This is a genomic window from Microcoleus sp. AS-A8 (assembly GCA_039962225.1).
Classification (GTDB): Bacteria; Cyanobacteriota; Cyanobacteriia; order Cyanobacteriales; family Coleofasciculaceae; genus Allocoleopsis.
This window is the reverse complement of record JAMPKV010000023.1, coordinates 71,871-94,976: the sequence shown is the minus strand read 5'-3', so window position 1 is coordinate 94,976 and position 23,106 is coordinate 71,871. Positions and strand designations below refer to the sequence as shown.

Here is a 23,106-nt window from a genome sequence, read left to right as displayed (position 1 = left end):
AGCAGAGAACCAGCAACAGGTTCGCGGATACCATCGATGTCCACAGGAGGAGCAGCGATGAAGGCGATGATGAAGCAGGTGGTGGCGGTTAACAGGGTGGGGATCATCAGGACACCGAACCAGCCCACATAGAGGCGGTTGTTGGTGCTAGTTACCCACTCGCAGAACCGATCCCAGACGGAAGCGGTACGTTCGCGTTGTAGTGTGGTTGTCATTTCAGTATGATTGCGGTTGAAATGGAGATTTATGAATGAGTTGGGTAAAAAATCTTTACCTTGGTTCTTATTATTATTTACATTCCTTTACAAAAGCAAGCGGTTTGGCTTCAGGGATTGTAATCATTTTCATAAATTTTACTTATTTAAGCCCTGAACTCAAGCTCAACTCTAGGCTGTGAGCTGTTCTAGGTCAGTCCATCTGTGCCTAGGGGTATAGGTTTTTTGTGAGTGGGTTGTGTGAATCTCTATGGGGGGAGGCGATTGCCAGAGCGGAAGATGGAGCGATCGCTTTTTTGTTCCCCCCAACCCACAATCAGCCATGACCTTCCTTAGTAAGAAGGCGCTGGTCATAAACTCTACTGTGTTTTTCAATCAGGGATTATGCCGCAATACTTCGGACAATTGCACACAACCGAACAGCCTTGGTCAAGCCTTGGAGCCGTACAAGCCATACAACAAGAGGAGCGTCATATCCTCTTCAAGTGTGGCGAACCCTGTCTAACCATTAGTGTGCTCGCACCGAACTTAATTAGGGTACGCATGACGCCGACAGGTGAATTCCTAGCGCATCGGTCGTGGGCGGTGGTGCAGGCGGATGAGCAATGGCCGCTTGCGCCCTTTGAGGTGCAAGAAAAAGCAGATGCGGTAGAAATCAGAACCGAGCAATTGCGTCTCGTTGTCCATCGTGACCCTTGCCGCATTCAGTTCTTTGACTCACAAGGACAGCCTTTTGCTCAAGACGCCGACCCAGCAATGGGCTGGCGGGAAGGTACTGTTGCGGGTTGGAAACAAATTGAAACAGACGAACACTTCTACGGTTTCGGTGAGCGCACGGGTTTGCTCGATCAGATCGCTAAAGTTAGAACGAACTGGACCTTTGATGCGCTTGATTACGATGTACTCACCGATAACATGTACCAAGCGATTCCCTTCTTCATGGCGTTGCGTCCGGGGGTGGGGTACGGGCTGTTCTTCAACACCACTTTTTGGAGTCAGTTCGATATGGGTGCCGAACAACCCGGTACCTGGCGGATGGAAACACGGGGCGGTGAATTAGATTACTACGTTATCTATGGCCCTGAACCCGCAGAAATCCTCAGTACCTACACTCAACTAACGGGTCGGATGCCCTTACCTCCTCAATGGGCATTAGGTTATCAGCAGTGCCGCTGGAGCTACGAATCAGATAGTGTGGTGCGCGAACTCGCCCGTGAATTTCGTCAGCGCCGCATTCCCTGTGATGTCATCCATCTCGATATTGATTATATGAAGGGCTACCGAGTTTTTACGTGGAGTCCTAAGCGCTTCGGGGATGCCCCGCAGTTGATTAACGAGCTCAAGCAAGACGGATTCAAGACCGTCACGATTATTGACCCAGGCGTTAAGTATGAGCCAGAAGCCGATTATGAGGTGTTTGACGAGGGGTTAAAAAACGACTATTTTGTGCGAAAAACGGATGGTCAACTGTTTCATGGCTACGTCTGGCCTGATAAGGCGGTTTTTCCGGATTTTATACGCCCTGAAGTCCGGGATTGGTGGGGAAGCTGGCAAAAGAGCTTAACTAGCATTGGTGTTGCGGGTGTCTGGAACGACATGAACGAACCCGCACTGGATGACCGTCCATTTGGTGACCCAGGTAACAAGATTTGGTTTCCCCTGGATGCGCCACAGGGGCCAACGGAGGAGAGAACGACTCATGCTGAAACTCACAACCTCTACGGATTGATGATGGCACAGGCATCGTGTCAAGGGTTGGAGGAGTTACGTCCAACTGAGCGTTCCTTTGTGCTCACTCGTTCGGGTTTCGCGGGTATTCAACGTTGGTCAGCCGTGTGGACAGGGGATAATCAATCCCTGTGGGAACATTTGGAAATGTCAATCCCAATGATCTGTAACCTGGGTCTATCCGGTGTGGCCTTTGTAGGGGCGGATATTGGTGGGTTTGCAGGTAACGCGACAGGTGAACTGTTTGCACGTTGGATGCAGGTGGGAATGCTTTACCCTTTAATGCGGGGACATTCCGCCATGAGTACAGCACGGCATGAACCTTGGGTATTTGGCGACAAGGTGGAGAGTATTTGCCGCGATTATATTGAACTTCGTTACCGCCTGCTCCCCTACCTCTACACCCTGTTCTGGGAAGCGGCAACCACTGGCGCACCAATTCTGCGACCTTTGCTTTATCATTTTCCCCATGACCCGCAGACCTACACCCTATCCGATCAGGTGATGCTGGGTTCCTCATTGCTAGCAGCTCCGATTTACCGTCCAGGAGTAGAACACCGTGCGGTGTACTTGCCTGAAGGTCGCTGGTATGACTGGTGGAGTGGCGAAGGGTTTGATGGCCCAACTCACGTCTTAGCAGATGCACCCCTCGAACGGATGCCGATGTATATTCGTGCGGGTTCGATTATTCCCATGGCACCCGTCAGGCAATATGTGGATGAACGCCCCTTAGACCAAATGACGCTGTCGGTTTGGATGGGTACGGGTGAATTTACGCTGTATGAAGATGATGGTCGCACCTTCGACTATAAAACCGGTGCCTATTGCCTCACCACCTACCGCGTTCGTACAGAAGGTGAACAAACGCTTGTTGAAATTGGGCAACGTGAGGGGAACTGGTCACCCCCAGAACGTGAAGTGATTGTGAAACTGATTGGTGTTGGTGAACAACGCTTTGTCGATAATGGAACGGCACGTCAGTTGACCTTTTTCACAGCACTATAGGCTAAGTTAGTCTTGGCAATACCCAAAAAACGAGGCCAAGAAGTAGGGACTGGAGACTAAGAAATCTTGTGTTATGGGATGTCCGGTTGATCACCCTTGACAAAAGCCTGTTTGTCGTGAGCGCTTGAGCGCGCCCATTTCGAGAAGGCTGGCATTCCTCACGACAAACTGCCGCATAGTGGGGTTTTCTGAGCGAACACGATAGTACATCGAGCGGGTTGTAACCGATTTTCTCCTAGTCCCTAATCACCCATTCCCTTTTTTGGTCAAGATCGGCTAATCTAGCTGAATTCAACTGGGGTTACAGCCGAATAATTCCAGAGTAATTGGGAGGTTGTACTGTGAGTTTGGGTAAATGGATTGGCTTATTAGCCTTTATCCTTTCCCTGTATATTTTGTGGCAAATTCGGGAAGTTCTTCTACTGATATTTGCTGCTGTCGTACTGACCAATGCTTTAAATGTTTTGGTGGAACGATTCTCCCGATCCGGTATCAAGCGAGGTTTTTCTGTCCTGCTGTCGGTGCTTGTTTTACTGACTATCTTAGTCGGATTTTTCTTGCTGATTGTACCCCCCTTCGCTGAGCAGTTTCATGAACTTAGTTTATTAGTTCCTAAGGGAATACAGCGATTTAGCACTTGGGTTGAAATACTACAAGCTCGTATTTCTCCGCAGTTAATTCAATATCTCCCTAGTATTGAGCAACTGAGCCAACAACTACAACCTTTAGTGAATCGTCTATTGGGCGGTGGATTCACGTTTTTTTCTAATTCTTTGGGCGTTCTCGTTAAGATTTTGCTAGTGCTCGTTTTGACATTGATGTTACTAGCTAATCCGGCAGCTTATAGGAGAAGCTTTGTACGCCTTTTTCCGGCGTTTTACAGACGTCGAGTGGACTACATTTTGAATGAATGCACAGTCGCTTTACGAGGGTGGTTGGCTGGGATTCTTTTTAATATGTTCGTCATTGCCTCGTTGAGTTTTGTGGGGTTGTTGATTCTGAGAATCAGATTACCACTGGCACAAGCGGCTTTGGCTGGATTTTTCACCTTTATTCCCAATATTGGACCGACGCTGAGTGTGATACCCCCAATGGCGATCGCGCTTCTCGATACTCCGTGGAAGTCTTTCGCTGTCTTGCTGCTCTACGTCTTAATTCAACAGGTTGAATCGAACTTATTGACTCCATATGTGATGGCACAGCAAGTATCACTTCTTCCTGCTGTAACCTTATTAGCTCAAGTATTTTTTGCTACGTTCTTTGGATTTTTAGGGTTACTTTTGGCTCTCCCCCTTACTGTTGTGGGTCAGGTTTGGTTAAAGGAGGTCATTATTAAAGATCTTCTGGATCAATGGCATTCCGCCCATGAAAATCAGACAGAAATTGTCATTGTGTCTGACTCCCTGGACGTTAGTGAATCTTCCGAGGAAGAGGGTGAGAGGGGAACTCCAGCAGATGTAGTCGTTCAAGATAAAGCTAGTGATGATGAACTTGAGCAGAAAATGTAGGTTACTGGCTCTCTTAACGCTAGGGCGTGTTTTCAAGATCTTCAAATCCTAGTGCAGCGCGGCGAAAATACCCCACCCGTTCAAAAAAGTAAAAAAGCTTACTGTACAACCTTTCTTCGCTCTGCCTCCTGCCTCCTGTCTACTCCTACGGAGAACGCTACGCGAACTGCCTTCTTGCACTAGTAAAAATGCGCTCCCATCAACGCAACATGGTCGAACCTTAGATTTGTGATCACACCTTGAGTCATCAGATCCATTAAGCTATTTGCATTAACCTCTTCATTTGAAATTTGAAGGGCTTATTGGGCAGGGTTGCACTCAGGCGGGGAAAGCCACTGCCCTTGAGGCGTCACAACATGCGTAGAAGCCGTGAGGACAACTTCCCCTTTCTGGTTGAAGTACCACCCTTGAGCTTCCACAAGCTGTCTGGAACCGGAACTCTTGGGCGTTGTAGTGGCTGGAGGCTTGTTAGTTTCAACGTTAGAGTCAAAGCTGACCCAATTGGTTATTAATGATTCAGCCTGTAGAGGGTCGTTAGGACTGGCTGGCAAACCCCCCCGACCCGTAACGGTAAAGCTGCTGCGCTCTTGCGTTGAACCAGTGGGTGTGCAGCGGCGGTCAATCTGCTCTGATGCATCTACTACATTAGTGGGCAACTCGGCTAAGCCTCGACTGGGGTCAACATTGGTGAGCAAATCGAGTTGAAACTCACCGTCTACGCCCAACTCAGAACTAGCTGTGATGTCACTCAGTGGAGTCAGCTTTTCTCGAAACTCCAAGCCAAAGATGCCCTGAGTAGTGATGTTGATATTACCTCCCTTCCCTTCATAGGCATTGGCAATAATATCGCTATCTTCTTTTGGGACGGCAACCACGAAGTCAACGTTAATCCTGATGTTGCCACCATTTCCACCCGAAAGCGCCGTGCCAGCTTCAGTAGAAATCAGGCTACCGTTACGCATCAGTAATAAATCCCCCACTGCCAGGGTCATATCGCCACCGTTACCCGATTGCGTGGTAGAAGCAATAGATGAGCGATTTAGTTCCAGGTTTTGCGTCGTCTGGATGGTGATGTCACCGGCAATGCCAGTTCCTAGATTTTGAGAAGATATGAAGGCATCTGTCAGGGAAAGCGAGTCGGTGGTAATCTCTATCCTCCCGCCATCACCCACAGCTTTAGGTCCCACCAAACTGGCAACCCCACTTCGTCCCTCAAGGGAAATCTGATTATCGGCATTAATCCTGACTCTGCCAGCATTCCCCCGTCCAAAGGTGCTGGCAGTCACAACAGCCCCATCGGTGACGAACAGAGAACCCGTGGTGATGTCAATGTCTCCGCCCTTAGCAATGCCTGTGGATTCCACCGTGCTGAAAGCTCCACTGGATGTCCCACCGCGGCCCACGCTCTGGAAGCGCACTGTATCACTAGCGCGGATGGTCACACTGCCTGCGGCTCCCTGTCCGAAGGTGCTGGTAATCAGCCTCGCGCCCTCAGTGACGAACAGAGACCCCGTGGTGATGTCAATGCCACCGCCATTGCCGCCCTCTGTGGAGCTTACCGCGCTGAAAGCTCCACCGAACCGTCCATCGCTGCCCACCCCCTCAAATCGCACCGTATCTCCAGCGCGGATGGTCACACTGCCAGTATTTCCCAGTCCGAGGGTGCTGGCATTCAGTTGAGCACCATTAGTGACGAATAGAGAACCCGTACTGATGTCAATACCACCGCCATTGCCGATGCCTGTGGATGCCACCGTGCTGAAAGCTCCACTGGATTGTCCATTACTGCCCACCCCCTCAAATCGCACCGTATCCCTAGCGCTAATCCTCACGCTACCTGCATCTCCTCGACCAAAGGTACTGGCAGCCATAACCGCGCCCTCAGTGACGAACAGAGACCCCGTGCTGATGTCAATGCCACCGCCGTTGCCAACACCTGTAGATTCCACCGTGCTGGCAACTCCACTTGATGCGCCATCGCTGCCCACACCGTCAAATCGCACGATATCCCTAGCGCGGATGATCACACTACCTGCATCCCCTTGTCCAAAAGTGTTGGCACTCAGTCCACCGCCATTGGTGAGTAACAGCGACCCTGTGGTAATCTCAATGTCACCACCATCCCCTTCGGCTCCTTTTACCACCCGGCTGAACGCTCCACTGGAGTATCCATTACTGGCTTGGCCGTCAAATGTAACTGTCTCGCGAGCATTAATTCTCACACTGCCCGCATCCCCCCGTCCTTCAGTACTGCTATCGAGTTGAGCGCCATTGGTGAGAGCTAGCGACCCAGCGTTGATAGTAATGTCGCCCCCTTTGCGTCCGCCCGTGAATCCTGGTATCTTTGTTGCTCCTACAGACGTAGAGATGGAGCTAGGCGCGTCCTCGTTCCCTATTCCATCCAAGGCAACTTGGCCGCCAGCAGCAATTGTTACATTCCCCGCATCACCCTGTCCGCCACTGATAGCTATCACACCAGAGCCACCATTTAGAGAAACAGAGTCAGAAACATTGATTTGAATATTGCCAGCATTTCCTCGTCCTAACGTGCTGGTACCCAGTAGAGCACCGTTGGACAACAAAAGCGATCGCGCCTGGATATCAATTTTCCCCCCATTCCCTACACCTGACGCGCTCACACTACTGGTGATTGCACTATTTTTTCCCGAAATCGAAACCCCATCCCTAGCTCGAATGGTCACGTTTCCAGCATTGCCTTGTCCTGTCGTAACAGCGGTTATCACTGCAAGACCGATCAGGTTGAGGGAACCTGTGTTGATTACTATATCTCCTGAACTTCCAGCCCCTTGTGCTGTATTGATGATGACGCTAGGGAAATTAGTGGAACTTGTCCCGTCAATGGTTACAGTGTCGGTAGCATTTATTTCAATGTTTCCTGCCTTAGCGTCAATTGCTCCCAAACCTGACCTGATTCCAGCAATAAGACCACTTTCTCCCGAAATCGTTAGGTTACGGGCATTAACAGCAATACTACCGCCACCCCCCCCAGAGACAGCAACCAAAGAGCCATTGGTGAGTGATACATCGGCTCGCGCTATATTATTGGGAAAACTTAAGCTGAGATTGTTGCCATCAGCATTGAGCTGCACTGTTCCGGGTTCTGATAATCCCCCTAACTCAACTCGACCCCCCGGAGCGACTAAAACTCCGCCCTCCACATTGACATTCCCACCCAGCAGCAACAAACTCTGCCCTCTAACTACACCCAGCGCATTACCGGAACTGACAATGGGTGCTGGCGCTCTCGACTGAGAGAGAAATCCACCTGGATCGCCAGTAATGGTTAATAAGCTATTAGCTCCACTGGGATTGGTTGCACTAAACTGTCCGCCATTGGGCCACACTAGTGCATCGACAGTCGTCGCCACAAATGAACCTCTATTCCTGCCGCCGACATCCAGTCCGGCATTTGAACCAAGTTGAATGCCGCTAGGATTGATTAAGAAAAGATTGACGTTAGCGCTATCGGTATAAATCAGACCGTCAATTAAAGAGGGCGAACCGCCTGTGACGCGAACGAGGATGTTCCTAATATTGGCAGCACTGGCAAAACCAACTCTCTCGCCTAGAAGCAGTCCAAATTGTCCAAAGCTGTGAAACAGATTGTTTTCAACGGTTTGACCGACTTCTTGGGGGATAACGTAACGCGGCCCGGTCAAGGTTCCTGCTGGTCCAAGGGTTCCATCTAATGTAATGTTTTGGGCAAGGGTGTAATTGCACAGTGCGATCGCTCCACTTATCCCCAATGCCGACACTATCCCTAAGTGTCGGTAACGCTGCCAAAAAGCAGATATCCTCAAGTTTTTGCTCCAAATGCCTCAGACGTTTTACCTCGATTGCTGGACGCGGCGTCCATCCTCCCCACAAAAGTCGTTGATGCACTGTTTCATGGCGAGTTTGGGAGGATTATCGAGAAGAGTCGCTTGTCACAGCCTAACGCAAAAATTCTGTGGGCAAATGATATACAACGTCAACGCAGGTATCCCTATCCTCTGTTGGGAGATTAGCTGTATGCGAAAAAGCAACCCGCGAGACTTAAGCTATACTGAGCGACAGTACGTTCCTTGATGACAAATCGCTGATAAACCTTGATTGTGCTGGCCTCGTCATCCCCAAAAATTGACCTCGCCTAATCCAGATAATCGAACAGAGCTACTTTCTCATTAAATGGAAACCCTAAACTTGCTTCGCTCTGGACAGTTAGCGGGAAGCAAACGACTCAAGCTTGCCTGCTCCCTGACTCAATTTCCATCAGAGATTTTGGATCTGGCAGATTCATTGGAAATCTTAGATCTATCTAATAACCATTTAAGGGCTTTACCCGATGAATTTGAACGGTTAAAGCACCTCAAAATTGTTTTCTTTACCAACAATGATTTTGAGGAAATTCCAGAGGTTCTTTCGCACTGCCTTGACCTCAAGATGGTGAGTTTTAAATCCAACCAGGTTGCAACTGTTGGCGAACGCACTCTACCGCCTTCGCTCCGCTGGCTGATTCTCACCAACAATAAAATTGAGAAGCTACCCGCTTCCCTTGGCAGCATGAGCCAGTTGCAAAAGCTGATGCTAGCCGGCAACAGGCTCCAGTCACTCCCACAGGAGATGGCTGAGTGCAAGAATTTGGAACTCATACGGCTTTCGGCAAATCAGCTTGCTGGGTTGCCCCCTTGGTTGTTCACCCTTCCTCGCCTGTCTTGGCTGGCTTATGCTGGCAACCCCTTGTGTAATGCAGAGGCTACTCATAAGCCAGTGCTTCCAGACATTGATTGGGACGAGCTGACGCTGGGGGAAATTCTTGGGCAAGGTGCTTCCGGGGTGATTTATCAGGGGCTTTGGACGACCAAACTTGCCCAAAAACAGGTAGCGATCAAAATATTCAAGGGTGAGATCACCAGTGACGGGTTACCTGCTGATGAAATGGCGGCAAGTCTGGCGGCTGGGTGCCATGACAATCTTGTTAACGTGCTAGGCAAGCTCAGCAACGAACCGGAGGACAAAGAAGGGCTTGTGTTTTCGTTCATCCCCCCCGATTACAAAAACTTAGGGCAGCCGCCGGACTTTGACACTTGCACAAGAGATACCTACAGTGCAAACGCCTCGTTCCCTTTGCCTGTGATTTTACGCCTGACGATTGGCATTGCCTCGGCTGCCGCACACCTTCATGCCAAAGGCATCATGCATGGTGATCTCTATGCTCACAATATTCTGGTCGATGAAACAGGCCATAGTTTGTTGGGAGACTTTGGAGCCGCCTCTTTTTACGACAAGAGTGATGTGGTGATAGGGCAAGCGCTAGAACGGTTAGAGGTGAGGGCTTTTGGCTGCTTACTTGAGGATATGTTAAACCGTTGCACGCTGGAGGAGTCGTCGGAACACACTTGGGCGGTGGAAAGTCTTCGTGCCTTACAGCAAGACTGTCTAAACCCAGTTTTATCACGGCGTCCTCGGTTTACAGAAATCGGCGAACGTTTGACTAGCGTTGAGCGACAGGTTTATGGCACAGCCAAATAATTTTACAGTGACTCATTAAATGACTAGGTGACAAGTTAGTGTTATCGAGATTAGCTTATAGGGAGAAAAGCTTCTAAATCGCTGGCTTGAAATACCGATAATCTCTACTACAAGCATTCTTAATTCGCCTTAAAAACCGCTATAACGTTCTTCTTTCTAATTCCCAATGCACTAAAATCACTTCACTTGGCGCGTACCAGCACCACAAGCCAAAACGCCATTTTGATAGCTAGGGTCAGCTAGTAGCTTTACACCAGGGCGCTCAGACTTGCATTCAATGGAGTAAGAGCTGCCTTGGCTATCTACAAAAACAGCACCGACATAGCCTTTATGGTCTTGAAAGTTTGGTCGAGGAATTGCATAATTAAATGCTGCTCTTGCCGTAATTCGTATTGAATAGGTATAGGCTTTTGACTCAATGATAGAACCTAGTATCTTCTGAGAAGAGGTGAACTTAGCATACCTTCCGTAGTAAGTTCTCTGAGCGCGATTTATTTGAGCAACGTTAATTTTCGCTTCGCCTTGATGAGCCTTACAGTTCATATTGAGGAAACGATCCTCGCAGGCTGAATGAAATAGGGGATCGATGTTTACTAGAAAAACACTAGGAGCAATTAAAATTAGGCTGGGTACCAACAAAATATATAACAGGCAAGTTCCCAGGCGGACAACACGTCGGTTCGGATAAGTTTCTTTCACTGGAAATCTATAGGATATGGGGAATTTCCCCTATCTATATCTCACAACAGCTCTTCTTATGCAGATGTAAAATTGCCTTTCCGTTAATAGTCATTTCACCGTCATACGAATTAGAACACAAAAACAGAAGGGGATTAATATGAAAAATAATCAATTGTATTCGTGATATCCTAGATTTTTGAATGTAGAATTCACAGTCTTCTCTAAGGTTGGTACGTGGACTCCGAGAAGAGGCAATTCCTGAGATAATTGTTTCTTTAACTTCCTTATTAATACTGTTCTGTCTTCTGTACTCAGAGTAGGCCAATCAATATCATTGATTACTTGCTTTACAAATGACAGCCAATCTTTTTCAATAAAAATAGAAAGTTTATCAACCTCAACCTTAACCTGACTTAAGGCTTTTAGACCTAAACAAAGAATAATCCAGTTATTATTTGTTGTGTAGAGAATCTGATTAAGTAAAGCATTATATAATCTATCACCCTCAAGTAAAAAAAAATCTTCAACTAATCGAAATATTTTCTTAGTGGCTACCGAAGCTTTAGCAGGAAGCTGAATGCTTAATCCTGTTTCAAAGTCTAATTGGACTACAGAAATAACTGTCCCATCTTTTTGAACTTCAAAAACATATCCCATATCCGTAACAAGACTATAAGGATATTTTTCTACTAATCTTGCCTCCTTACTGAGTTTAATGCTCTCAGCCGTCAAATTAAAAGGAAAAATATTTTGTTTTTTTAACGATGCCAGTGCGTTAATTTCTAAAAGTTCCTTAGATTCAGGGAAGTTAAATTTTGAATTTTTTATATTTGAATTTTCATCACATTTATATTTTTCTGTTTCTTTACTATAAAAAGGTATATAATAACCAATTCGATCATTAGCAATAATATTTTTTTGGGTTGTCCAATCAATATTAGTAATAACTTCAATAATATTATGAACGCTGCTTTCAATAAACCTATTTAGATCATTAATTAATATTTCGTTGATTGAAGCTGTGGCATCTTGTGTGCATTTTATAGTTTCAGTGATATTTGAATGAGTAATACCAATTATAGACTTAATAAGCTTCCTCAATAAATGCTTATTCATATCAATAGATAAAACTTTCAGTACTGTCAGATAAATTTTATGATTATTGTTTCTAGTTTCTTCAAGTTTTCCTTGCTTGTTTATTAATTTAATGAAAATTAGATCTTTAATGCATTTAAGATGTTGTTGACATTTGTTAGTAATATCTTCTAAGCCTAAAATAGCAATATTTTCTAAATTTAAAGAGTAAAAAGAATGTATTTCTTCATAAAACCAATAAAATATATTTTCAAATTGTTCCTGTATTTTCCCCAAATCTTGACCTTTGCTATCGCTAGTTGCTGTATGGTCTTCTGTGCTACTGCTAGATGAGTCTTCTCTGTATTTACAGCTTTTATCTTCTACATCATAGTGAGCAAAGTAACTCGTAATCTTATCTGATTGCCTTAAATGAACAAATTGATAACATTCAGGACAGCACAAATTCAATTCTCTACAAAGTTCATGAGTTAGTCCTTCTTCATTTGCATCAACTTCTTGACCAACCCGTTTTCCAGTAAGAGCTATTGGTTTAAGGTCTTCTTTTCTAGCCATTAGACTTTAATGTTTCTAAGCATTCATACTCGTTTTTTCTAAGCTAATCGCTACTAATAGCGCTAGTGTGATTTCAATCAACTAAAACTATGATTTTAATAGTTTACTTTAGTCAGAAAAAACAGTAGAAATACTCAAAAACTGCCACAATTAGTAATGTGACAGTTAGAGACTGATGGCTTGAAACCCTGATTAACCAAGGATTCTATTGAGTTTAACCTTACGAGCATGGAGGGATTTGAACCCCCGGCCCTCAGAACCGGAATCTGATGCTCTATCCACTGAGCTACATGCCCTTACTTCCTCACAATAGCATATCACGGGACTAAGACTAGAGGTAAGCCATCGGATCGACGGGTTCGCCATCTTGACGCACTTCAAAATGGAGATGAGGGCCAGTGGATAATCCTGTAGAGCCTACCTCCGCGATCGCTTCTCCGGGCTGTACGATTTTTCCTTGACTCACATACAGCTTACTGGTGTGAGCGTAGAGAGTACTAATCCCACCGCCATGGTTGATAATCACCGTATTACCGTAGCCACCGTACCAACCCGCAAAAATCACTTTACCGCCTTCTGCCGCTCGAATGGTGCTGCCATAGCTGGCACCAAAGTCAATACCCCCATGGAAGCGGTCTTGACCGAGAATGGGATGACGCCGCCAACCAAAGCCGCTAGTAATCTCGGCGTCACTGGGGAACATCAGCGAACCATTGCTAAAAACGCCAGTGTGGGGAAACGTTGCCTTGTTCGAGGCGGCAACTTCCCGGCGAATCAGGACACCAATATTTCTAGAATCGATCGCTAAGTGCGCTTGAGCCGATTCTAAGGCTTGCTTGTCGGTTTTGAGCCGTTCCATGAGCTGCTGCTGCGCCACCAGTTGGGCTTGGTACTGCGCCTTTTGGGCTAACAGTTGCTGAGTTAACAGGGCAATTTGGTTTTTCTGTGTCTCAACTTGTATTTTTTGCTGATTAATCCGATTGGCTTCGGTTTTGAAACTAACTAAGATTTTCCGATCCGCTTGATAAAGTAATTTGACGTGACGACGGCGATCCAAAAATTCATTAAGGTTTTGGCTTTTGAGCAAGATATCCCAGCCAAAACCTGTGCGCCGTTGGCGTTGCAGGAAGCGTAGTCGAGCAATAATCGCAGCCTGTTTTTGGTAATAGCGTCCTTCCGCGAGCGCTAATTCCTCTTGCACCCCTCTCAGACGCTTGTTGGCGAGTTCGATTTGAGCGGCATAATCTTGGTAAGCGTTATCAGTAGCCTGAATGTTCTGTTGAATGCCAGTAAGTTGGCTTTGAACCGCTTGTTCAATCTGCGAGAGGCGATCGCGTTCTTTTTTCAGTTGCGATCGCTGCTGATCGATGCTTTGGCGCATCTGTTCTAGGGTATCGACAGATGCGGGACTGGCAGAAGGGTCGGCACTCACGGGTGTTGCTACAGCAAGCAGCCAGATGAGCAGGCAAAAGGCGATGAGGTAAACGCCAAAATTTTTCCTTGTTCCTAGTTGTTGTCGGCTCATCAGCTCATCGTTGACAGGGCAGGCACAAAACCAGCCCCTACACAAACATTAATCATCAGGGGGTTGAGAAAATCTTGAAGGTTAGCCCGATTCAATCGTGCGGTATCCGTCGCGATTGTGGGTCATCCGTTGGGGGTTTAGCAGAGGTTTCCGTATATTCGCAAAAGATATTGAGTCCGATTTTGACAATATAAAAGACAACCATCGTGGCAATCGCAGGATCAAACGGAAATTCCTGTGCGGTTGCCAACTCTTCCAAGGAGACCATTAACCGGGCGAACAACGCTGTACTTCCTGGATCATCGCTGTATTCTTGGAGCGCCGTGCCAAAGTGATCATTCTCGCACAGTTGCTCACGCACTTGCTTCAGCATCGCCTGCCGCAAGCGTGCCAACTCATAGGATTTGGTTTGCCCACTCACTTGACTCCATAACTCATCAAAGGAATCGTAAAACCTGCCGTCGTATTGTTCTAGGGTCGTCAACGCCTTTTGAGCAGAGTCATCCCCCTTTAAAATTTCTCGATAATGATTAATTTCACTATTGGTTAATTGAGCATCCATTCTGTTTAATTTTGATTTTTATTGTTCAGTTCAAATATCTACTTATCATTCGGACATTGCGGATGCCGCCCACCGTTGCTACAAATAAATTTAAGTTGCTCACCATCTAAATTTTTCACTTCGGCAAAATTAACCCCCTTGATGCGGGCTGATGAAGCCGCGATCGCTGGCTTTGCCAGAAATTGATTCGACCGAACCGGGGGTGTGGTGACAAAATCGGTTCCCTGTAAATCGGCTCCGGCGAGATTGGCTCCCCGCAAGTCGGCATTACTCAGATCGGAGTTCTGGAGCTTGGCATTTTGCAACTTGGCATTCCTCAGATCCACCCCAATCAGTTTAGTGGAACTTAAGTCAGCTTCTTGGAGGTTCGCGCTGCTCAAATTTGCCCCCGCCATATTGGCACCTTGCCAGTTCGATTGAGACAAATTGGCAAACGTGAAATCACTTCTCACCGCTTTAACCTTTCCCAGACGGGCACCATGCAGATTGGCACGCGCTAATTTGGCTTCTCCTAAGTCAGCGCCCGTTAGGCTAGCATTTTCTAAGACAACCTGACGCAAATCGCCACTAATCAGTTTAGCACTGCTGAGGTTTGCCCCTATGAGTCGGCTGTTGGATAACTTGGCCCGGTTGAGTGTAGCCCGCATCAAATTAGTGCCATTTAACACAGCGTTGGTCAAATTGGAACCTGTTAACTCGGCATCTCTGAGATCCGCACCACTCAAGTCTGCAATCCAATCATCAAAGGTACCAAAGCGTTCATCTTCACCCGGCCCGTAGAAGATGCTATTGCGTAAACTGGCGTTGGTCAAATTGGCTGAGCGAAAGTTGATCCCAGACAGGATGAGGTTGTCCAGCACCAGGGTAAATTGGGCAGAGCCAGTTTTCACCTGACTGAGATCAGTGCGGCTGAGTTCTGTTTCGGGGAGTTGACCGGTGTAGATGGTGACAATTTTGGCGATCGCTCTTTTCGTCGCCCGTTGTCGCAACGCAACCAACTGCTGATATTCGGCTGTACCTCGACGCCGTAGCATCTCCTGGTCATTTTGCAGTGCTTGATTCAACCGTTGCAGAGGCGCTAACGCTTCCGGCCCCTTACTCACCAAAGCTTGTTGGATTGCGTCAATCGAGCTGGGGGTTTTTTCCTGAGCCAGCAAATCCACCAGAAAAGGAACGGCACGGGCATCATCCAGCCTTGCCAGTGCCAGGATGACTCCTTGTCGTTCTTCTATCGCCTTGCCAGGAGTCGAGCTTAATTGCTTCACGAGTTCCAGAAACACTTGATTGTCCTGTTTTTTGAACTCTCGTCGATTAGCCTGACTTTGAATATAAATTTGAGTCCCGACAAAGGTTCCCAAAATAGACGCCATACTGGCAAACGCAATCAGCAGCAGAGTAAAACCTGGATGTCGGCGCATCCACAGCCACAGATTCAGGGGTTCTCGCTTCGGCGTCTGGGAAGTCAGAACAATCGTTGTGACGGTGCGGGTGGGTCGTTGCCTCGGTTCTGTTACTTCATCTGGGAATGGTAAACCGTCTTCCATCTCCAGTGTGACAGTAGGGTTATGCCCTAGTGATTGCCCAGTTTCAAACAAATTCGGGTAGGATGAGAAATTCTGGCGACCATCCAAGACATAGGTTCCAGCCAATTGGTCGTGCAGAGTGCGGCGTCGAGCGTTAAACAGGTAACAACTACTCTCTGCCAAGAGCATGAATCCTGCGAGTCCGAGCAAAATCCCGACATCGGGAAAGGCTCCTGTATAGCGCCAGAGCAGATAAGCCATCGAGATCGGTAATCCCCAGCGTCCCACGGCTTCGCGCCAAATAGCGCGGATCATCCCTGGAGGCGCACCGTAGGCGGTAACAACCTGTACCCCAAACCAACGCTTAGGAGTGGTTTTACCTGTTTTTCCCAACAGATAGACTTGCCAGCCTGTCACCACAACCGGGATAACTAACGCCCCGCACCAGAATAAGTTGGTTAAGGGGGCAACCGGTTGTGTCAGTTGTTCGCGCAAGGGGTAGGCGAGAGTTTTGGCGATCGCCTCCTGTGTAGATGCCAGCATTGGGTTGAGAGGAACGGGTTCTGCCGTTGAATGCTCTTTGGCATACCAACCTATGCCATAAGGGATCAGGGCACTCGCCGCCACCAGCGACACTTCAACCACAACAGCCGCACAACGCCGCGTCACCAGTGGCAAAGCCCAACGAAATCGCAGCGGAAGTGAGCGGCCAACCTCTTGATTTTTACTTCTTTTTATGCTAGGGCTAGCCATGCTTAAACCTCACGCCATGAGGACAGAATTTGTCGTTATTTAGGAGACTGGGGTGTCACGAAGAACTTATACACCAAGTACAGTATTACTCCGAGAATGGCAAGACTGATTAGCGAAGCAACGAGTCGAAGTACGCTCAAAAAAAGCGAAACACCTACAATGGCGGCGATCGCCACAACCGCTACTTTAGCGGGCTTGGGCAGGATGTCAAACCAATTGACTACTCGATTACGAATGGATTCAATTTGAGAGCGATTGATATAGCGCTCAAGCGGCTGCCTGAAAGGTATTTCTCCTGATGAAAGAGGTTTGTCTTTGTTAAGTTCGGCTTCGAGTTCCTGAAGTCTACGCTCGTAATCTCGATTTTCTTGAGGATTCATGGGGGGATTGACGGCTAGCTGCGACGATAAGGGCAATTAAAATCAACCGACTACACAACGAGGAGAGTGTCTGGTGTGATTGTAGCTTGCGACAGCCAGATAAAATTCGATACTGGAGTCGAAATGATGGATAGGTGTAGAGTGCGTTGCGACACATCCGACAAGTAGAGGGATATATAAAGTAGTACTGTGTACCGAGAGTGACAGTTGGCAAACAGGAACAAACGACGCGCCTAAGTGTCAAAGAATTTAGGACACTCAGAATAAGAAAATAAAAGAAACGATCTAAAGAACGACATCGTCAACGATGCCCTTGACAGAGCTTGTCAATGATTGATTCTATGGCGTCAGTGTTGACTCAGGAGAGTGTATTACCCAAATTTCCGGTCTAGAACGTTCTTAACCCATCGGCTCCTCTACAACCTCTAAGCATCCTAGTCTTATTCCTAGGAAGTGGCACATCCCGCCCCGCTTCCTCCCGTCCTCACTGTGGGCACGGGGTATTCAGCGGTTTAAATTCCATGAGAACCTTGAAACATTGGATGGTTGTTCCCACTGCCTTGGCAATGCTTTTGAGCAGTGCTGGTTTAGCTCGCACTCAACCGATTCAGATCTCGCCAGGATTTCAACCCGATCCGCTAGTCGTCAACGGCACCTCAGGCGGCTCAACAGCAAGCCAAAGCTGTGGCCGGATTGCCGCAAAACCGAACCATGTCCTCACGTTGAACGGTAATTTCAATTATCTACGCATTAACGTGCAAAGTTCGGGTCAGCCAACACTCTTGATTAAAGGGCCAAGTGGTACGTCCTGCGTCCCGGCGGACAGTTTGTCTGGGGGCAATATTCAATCCCCAGGATATTGGGAGAAAGGCACCTACTCTATCTATGTCGGCGATATGGCTGGAGGCCAAAATCCCTACACCCTATCCCTAACTCAAAAGCCATGACCCTAGAAGGAGAGAAGAGCAAGAGGAGGAAATAGTTCTCCATCCTCTATCTCCAACTAATCTTCTAGTCGCTGAACCGAGACTTCTACGGCTTCGACATCAATCGTACCGGGAATCGTCAGGCGATTGAAGTGCCCTTGTTCAACTTTCAACGGTTCGCCACAGTTGGGACAACTACAATCGGTTTTATTAAATCCGGTGAACTCATAACTACAGACAGGACATTTGTCTTCGACTAAATTGCGTTTCAACCACCAGCGAAATGCTAGCCACCCAATCGCTGGGGAGATGATGACTAAACCAACCAGAATCAAAAAACCGTTGACGACCCAACCCAAGCCAACCGATCCTAGCAACAAAGCCGTCGCCAGGAGAGGGAGCCAACAGCCCAAACCCGATAGGTTGAACTGTAATAGTTTCGAGGTGTCTTGGTTCACGATAGTCTTTAAGAATGCAGCACGGTATGAGATATCTCCATCCTAGTTCAGATTAGTCTTGACCTGAGTGTGTGTGTGTGCAAGTTCGGTTGAAGTGACGGCCACTAAGCACGAGCTACTGCCTCTTTGCATTTGTAAATCATTAAGTCTGGAACAGAACGGATGAATTCAGCTCGAAGTAGAGGAATTTGCCGTAGGCTGGAGCAGCAGCGTTAACTGCGCCGTGAGCGTATCTTTACCAAATCGGGTAAGGCACTGCTCTCGCAACCACTGACCGTTACAACGCTGATCGTCTCCTGTGAGAATTTCCATACAAGCGGCAGCAATGGCTTCTGGGTCTCGGTGCGGAACGTGCCAGCCGATGTGTCCGTCCTGTAAGGGGTCTGTGGAACCATCGGCATCACCCGCAAGCACGGGTTTACCACAAGCCATTGCCTCTAAGTAAACAATGCCAAAGCCTTCTTGGGAAGGCATGATGTAGGCATCCGTGAGGCGGTAGTGTTCCACCAGATCGGAGGTCGGGACGAACCCGGCAAAAACAACGCGATCGCCAACACCCAAATCTTGAGCGAGCTGTTCTAATCGGGGTCGATCATCGCCTCGACCAATGACGAGATATTTAACGTTGGGGAAAGCGGTTGCGATCGCAGGAAGTGCTCGAATCGTAACATCAACACCTTTATACAAATCGGTCGGCCAAAGCCGTGCCACCGTCATCAGCACTTTAGCATCCGCCAAACCATACCGTGCAACTAACGCGGGTGATTTGGGGCCAGGGGTAAACCGATCCCCATCCACCACACAAGGCAAAATCTGCACATTCTCAGGGTTCAACTCATTAGCTGAACAAAGGCGATCGCGACTGTAGCGGCTAATCGTCCAAATTCCGGCAGCGCTAACTAGAGCCTGACGTTCGCGATCAGATAATCGATACCAAACCTCTTTTCCATACGTCAAAACAGTGTAAGGAACTCCCCAACGCTGACACAACCATTGAGTTAGCGGTGCCAGCTTGATATGACCGCAGAAAACGTGGCTGGGGCGGCGTAACCATAAACAGTTCCACATTCCTACTGCCAGCCGTAACCGTCCTAGCCGAGGATTCTTCGTTTTCAGGTAATGGAATTTAAACGTGTCATGAGCGAAAGGATTGTGACATTTAGGGTCATCTCTAAGCAAAAAAACTTCAGCCGTCGTTCGCCGACGGGTCTGAAGCGACACTGAGCAATAAGCCTGCAAAACATCTTTTACGTAGGACTGAATGCCCCCTTCACAATTAAAAACCTCTAGAAAAATAAATACATGGTCAGCTTTGCCTTTGCCGTCCATTCTGTGAGCAAAGTTTGATAGATCGCTCAATTTTATAACTGAATTTAGATCTTGGTGTCGATTGCCAGACAGTTTCTTCCATTCTGGCAACGGTTGTCTCGACTTGTCGGGGGCGTCGCGAAGAGATCTGAGTTCTTCCCCCTGTAACTTGCCTTCACGGATGGGCAGGATTCCCAGGCCACAAGAGTTTTAACACCAACAATATTGCAAGTTCGATGTGGAGACGCTTACTAATACTTTCCCTGTTGTATGGGGAATTGGACGTATGCAAAAAAATTAACGCCTGCTAGTGTCTTTGGGCAGTACATTAGCACGGCTAAGACACTAACAGGCGTCAAGGCAAAATAATTCAAGTCTTAAAATAGACCGAGGGTGAGAGACTTATCGATTGGGAAGGTCGCACCAATACCCAACCACATGGTGACGAGGGTGCCAAACAAGAACACCGCCGTTGCCACTGGACGTCGGAAGGGATTTTGGAACTTATTAACGTTTTCGATAAATGGAACGAGGATGAGACCTAAAGGAATCCCAGCCATTAAGGAGATTCCCACCAGTTTGTTCGGAATGGTTCGCAGGATTTGGAACACTGGGAAGAGATACCATTCCGGCAGGATTTCTAACGGTGTAGCAAAGGGGTTCGCTGGTTCACCGACCATAGCGGGGTCAAGAACAGCCAAACCAATGCACAGGGCAATGCTTCCCATAATCACTACGGGGAAGATATAGAGGAGGTCATTAGGCCAAGCGGGTTCGCCATAATAGTTATGACCCATCCCTTTGGCCAGTTTCTCGCGCAGCTTTGGATCGTTAAGATCCGGCTTTTTAATGGTTGCCATTGTTCGACTTTTCTCCTTATCAATTAAGATCGGCAGTCAGAAAGTGGTTAGCCTCTAGCTTGATTCTATTGTGTTTTTGAAGTGAGCTAGAACCGATGACCTTCGGCTTCGCGCTAACTGCCAAGGGTTCGCTTTACAACGGACCGGAAATCCCCTGCTTGCGAATCATGATGAAGTGTAGCAGCATGAACACCGCAATCAGCCAGGGCAACACAAAGGTGTGTGCGCTGTAGTAGCGAGTGAGAGTCCCTTGTCCAACACTGGCACCACCGCGAAGTAGTTCGACGAGTAAAGGGCCAACGAAGGGAATCGCTTCGGGAACACCAGAAACAATCTTGACAGCCCAGTAACCAACTTGATCCCAAGGCAGCGAATAACCGGTAACACCGAAGGAAACGGTAATCACTGCTAGAATCACACCCGTCACCCAGGTGAGTTCGCGAGGCTTTTTAAAGCCACCCGTGAGGTAAACGCGGAAGACGTGCAGAAGCATCATCAGCACCATCATGCTGGCAGACCAGCGGTGGACGGAGCGGATCAGCCAGCCGAAGTTTACTTCAGTCATTAAATACTGCACAGAGGCAAAAGCTTCTGTGACAGTTGGCCGATAGTAAAAGGTCATTGCAAATCCAGTGGCAAACTGGATGATGAAGCAAGTGAGGGTAATCCCACCAAGACAGTAAAAGATATTAACGTGCGGAGGTACATACTTGGAGGTAACGTCTTCGGCGAGTGCTTGGATTTCTAGACGCTCCTCAAACCACTGATAGGCTTTCGAGTCGGTTATTTGCTTAGAGAACATGAAGCCAGAATTCCTAAAAGGATATTGTGGGATGAGAAATCCCTCTTAATTATTGGTACACAAAGTTATGTGTACTTTCTTAATCCTACCACTGACTCCCTCCTTTAGGGGCTGGCAGTTGCTCTCCTAGCATGGAAGAGAGGAACCGGAGTGGGAAGTGGGGAGTGGGGTCGGAGATGAGAGTAGGGGAATGGGGAAATGGGAGAGTGAGGAAATGAGAGAGTGAGGAAATGGGAGAGTGAGGAAATGGGAGAGTGACGAGGGAAATTCTATTTCTTTGGATCTATAAAGGGATGTGTAAGCGCTATTGAACCACTGCAAGGGCTTGTTAAGGTGCCAACATAAACAGCCTTGAGGAAAAAGTGTATTTCAAGCCACCCTATTCTCTAAGGCTCTGCCACACTAAGAAGTTAAAGAATCAAAGCCTGAAGTCAAACTATTGGTCATGCACAAACGAGCTTTTTGGGTCGGACTCTTACTGCTGTTTCAAATCACCCTTTCTGCCTGGTGGACACCACCCGCCTTAGCTTTTACAGAGGAGCAAAAGCTCTTTTCGCAAGCGTGGCGCATTGTCAGTCAATCCTATATCGATGACACGTTTAACCATCAGAATTGGTGGCAACTACGGGAAAAGGTACTACAAAAGCGGTTGGATAACCGTGAGGGAACCTATTCAGCCATCAAGAACATGCTGGAAAGTCTGGAAGACCCCTTCACCCGGTTTTTGACACCCAATCAATATCGGAGTTTGCAGGTGAATACCTCTGGAGAGCTATCGGGTGTGGGGTTACAGATTGCTCTTGATCCGGAGACGGGGGAGTTGGCTGTGGTGGCACCAATTGCAGGTTCTCCAGCAGAACAAGCCGGAATTCAGCCCCGCGATCGCATCCTCGAAATTGATGGGATGCTCACCTCTCAACTCACCTTAGATGAAGCCGCCTCCAAGATGCGTGGAGCAACTGGGACGAAGGTTACCCTGAAAATTCAAGGAAAGGACGGAGAACCCAAGTCTATTAATCTAGTGCGCGATCGCATTGCCCTCAATCCCGTCTATGCCGTACTCGATTCCAGCCAAAATAATACTCCGATTGGTTACATTCGCTTGACCCAGTTCAGTGCTAACGCCCCATCTGAATTAGCACATGCGATCGCTCAACTAGAGGAGCAAGGTGCACAGGGTTACATTCTTGACCTGCGGAATAATCCTGGAGGACTTCTACAGGCCGGGATCGAGATTGCTCGGTTCTGGTTAGATCAAGGGACTGTGGTCTATACCGTCAATCGGCAAGGAACACTCGGTAGCTTTGAAGCCTATGGCCCTGCGCTCACAGAAGACCCATTGGTTGTTTTAGTCAATCAGGGGACAGCCAGTGCCAGCGAGATTCTGGCTGGAGCCTTGCAGGATAATGGTAGAGCCAAGTTAGTCGGAGAAAAGACCTTTGGCAAAGGCTTAATTCAATCGTTATTTGACTTAACAGATGGCTCCGGACTCGCCGTAACCGTTGCTAAATATGAGACACCCAAGCACCGAGATATCCATAAATTGGGTATCCAGCCCGATCTAGAGGTATCTTTAGATCCCATTACCCTGAATCAGGTGGGAACGGCAGCAGACGAGCAATATCAAGTCGCCGTCAAGTTGTTAACGAGTCAATCCGTGGTGGCTGAGGCTGTTAAAAGTTAGCTTCTC

Annotated in this window: 17 protein-coding genes and 1 tRNA gene; 5 read left to right on the top strand and 13 right to left on the bottom strand. The window is 47.8% G+C overall.

Annotated features, from left to right (window positions below; all coding sequences use genetic code 11):
* Positions 1 to 215 (bottom strand): photosystem II q(b) protein (locus NDI48_25935; protein MEP0834607.1); only part of this gene is annotated, 215 nt, incomplete at its 3' end.
* A gap of 384 nt (positions 216 to 599) precedes the next feature.
* On the opposite strand from NDI48_25935, the gene NDI48_25930 reads away from it, so the two are divergent.
* On the top strand, positions 600 to 2,948 hold the full coding sequence (locus tag NDI48_25930; GenBank protein MEP0834606.1) for a glycoside hydrolase family 31 protein: 2,349 nt from the start codon (positions 600 to 602) through the stop codon (positions 2,946 to 2,948).
* A gap of 341 nt (positions 2,949 to 3,289) precedes the next feature.
* Positions 3,290 to 4,456 (top strand): AI-2E family transporter, encoded by a 1,167-nt coding sequence (locus NDI48_25925; protein MEP0834605.1) that lies wholly within the window; start codon positions 3,290 to 3,292, stop codon positions 4,454 to 4,456.
* A 299-nt stretch (positions 4,457 to 4,755) separates the two neighbouring features.
* On the opposite strand, the gene NDI48_25920 is transcribed toward NDI48_25925, so the two are convergent.
* Positions 4,756 to 8,277, bottom strand: coding sequence for a filamentous hemagglutinin N-terminal domain-containing protein (locus tag NDI48_25920; GenBank protein MEP0834604.1), 3,522 nt, complete (start codon positions 8,275 to 8,277; stop codon positions 4,756 to 4,758).
* A 367-nt stretch (positions 8,278 to 8,644) separates the two neighbouring features.
* On the opposite strand from NDI48_25920, the gene NDI48_25915 reads away from it, so the two are divergent.
* Positions 8,645 to 9,988 (top strand): leucine-rich repeat-containing serine/threonine-protein kinase, encoded by a 1,344-nt coding sequence (locus NDI48_25915; GenBank protein MEP0834603.1) that lies wholly within the window; start codon positions 8,645 to 8,647, stop codon positions 9,986 to 9,988.
* A 177-nt stretch (positions 9,989 to 10,165) separates the two neighbouring features.
* On the opposite strand, the gene NDI48_25910 is transcribed toward NDI48_25915, so the two are convergent.
* From NDI48_25910 to NDI48_25880, 7 genes are all read right to left on the bottom strand, one after another.
* Entirely contained in the window at positions 10,166 to 10,687 is a 522-nt protein-coding gene (locus NDI48_25910; protein ID MEP0834602.1) for a type IV pilin-like G/H family protein, read from the bottom strand.
* 150 nt (positions 10,688 to 10,837) lie between these two features.
* Positions 10,838 to 12,319 carry a hypothetical protein gene (locus tag NDI48_25905; protein MEP0834601.1) on the bottom strand — a complete coding sequence of 494 codons (1,482 nt, stop codon included), beginning with the start codon at positions 12,317 to 12,319 and terminating at the stop codon, positions 10,838 to 10,840.
* A 223-nt stretch (positions 12,320 to 12,542) separates the two neighbouring features.
* Positions 12,543 to 12,615: transfer RNA gene (locus NDI48_25900), tRNA-Arg, on the bottom strand.
* Positions 12,616 to 12,650: 35 nt separating this feature from the next.
* Complete coding sequence (locus NDI48_25895; GenBank protein ID MEP0834600.1) at positions 12,651 to 13,844, bottom strand: peptidoglycan DD-metalloendopeptidase family protein; 1,194 nt, start codon at positions 13,842 to 13,844, stop codon at positions 12,651 to 12,653.
* Between the two features lie 91 nt (positions 13,845 to 13,935).
* A complete protein-coding gene (locus NDI48_25890; protein MEP0834599.1) occupies positions 13,936 to 14,406 on the bottom strand; it encodes a hypothetical protein in 471 nt (156 codons plus the stop codon).
* A 38-nt stretch (positions 14,407 to 14,444) separates the two neighbouring features.
* Positions 14,445 to 16,682, bottom strand: a complete 2,238-nt coding sequence (locus tag NDI48_25885; GenBank protein MEP0834598.1) for a pentapeptide repeat-containing protein — start codon at positions 16,680 to 16,682, stop codon at positions 14,445 to 14,447.
* 35 nt (positions 16,683 to 16,717) lie between these two features.
* On the bottom strand, positions 16,718 to 17,062 hold the full coding sequence (locus tag NDI48_25880) for a hypothetical protein (GenBank protein ID MEP0834597.1): 345 nt from the start codon (positions 17,060 to 17,062) through the stop codon (positions 16,718 to 16,720).
* Positions 17,063 to 17,583: 521 nt separating this feature from the next.
* Here NDI48_25880 and NDI48_25875 point away from each other — a divergent pair.
* Complete coding sequence (locus NDI48_25875) at positions 17,584 to 18,009, top strand: hypothetical protein (protein MEP0834596.1); 426 nt, start codon at positions 17,584 to 17,586, stop codon at positions 18,007 to 18,009.
* A gap of 56 nt (positions 18,010 to 18,065) precedes the next feature.
* On the opposite strand, the gene NDI48_25870 is transcribed toward NDI48_25875, so the two are convergent.
* The 4 genes from NDI48_25870 to NDI48_25855 all read right to left on the bottom strand — a co-directional run bounded on the left by NDI48_25870 (position 18,066) and on the right by NDI48_25855 (position 21,416).
* Positions 18,066 to 18,446, bottom strand: coding sequence for a hypothetical protein (locus tag NDI48_25870; GenBank protein MEP0834595.1), 381 nt, complete (start codon positions 18,444 to 18,446; stop codon positions 18,066 to 18,068).
* Positions 18,447 to 18,614: 168 nt separating this feature from the next.
* On the bottom strand, positions 18,615 to 19,775 hold the full coding sequence (locus NDI48_25865; GenBank protein ID MEP0834594.1) for a glycosyltransferase family 4 protein: 1,161 nt from the start codon (positions 19,773 to 19,775) through the stop codon (positions 18,615 to 18,617).
* A 356-nt stretch (positions 19,776 to 20,131) separates the two neighbouring features.
* The gene (gene petD, locus NDI48_25860; GenBank protein MEP0834593.1) at positions 20,132 to 20,614 is read right to left on the bottom strand and encodes a cytochrome b6-f complex subunit IV; all 483 of its coding nucleotides are present in this window, start codon (positions 20,612 to 20,614) and stop codon (positions 20,132 to 20,134) included.
* A gap of 133 nt (positions 20,615 to 20,747) precedes the next feature.
* Positions 20,748 to 21,416: a cytochrome b6 gene (locus tag NDI48_25855; protein ID MEP0834592.1), complete on the bottom strand. Its 669-nt coding sequence runs from the start codon at positions 21,414 to 21,416 to the stop codon at positions 20,748 to 20,750.
* Between the two features lie 445 nt (positions 21,417 to 21,861).
* On the opposite strand from NDI48_25855, the gene NDI48_25850 reads away from it, so the two are divergent.
* Entirely contained in the window at positions 21,862 to 23,100 is a 1,239-nt protein-coding gene (locus NDI48_25850) for a S41 family peptidase (GenBank protein MEP0834591.1), read from the top strand.
* Positions 23,101 to 23,106: the final 6 nt, after the last annotated feature.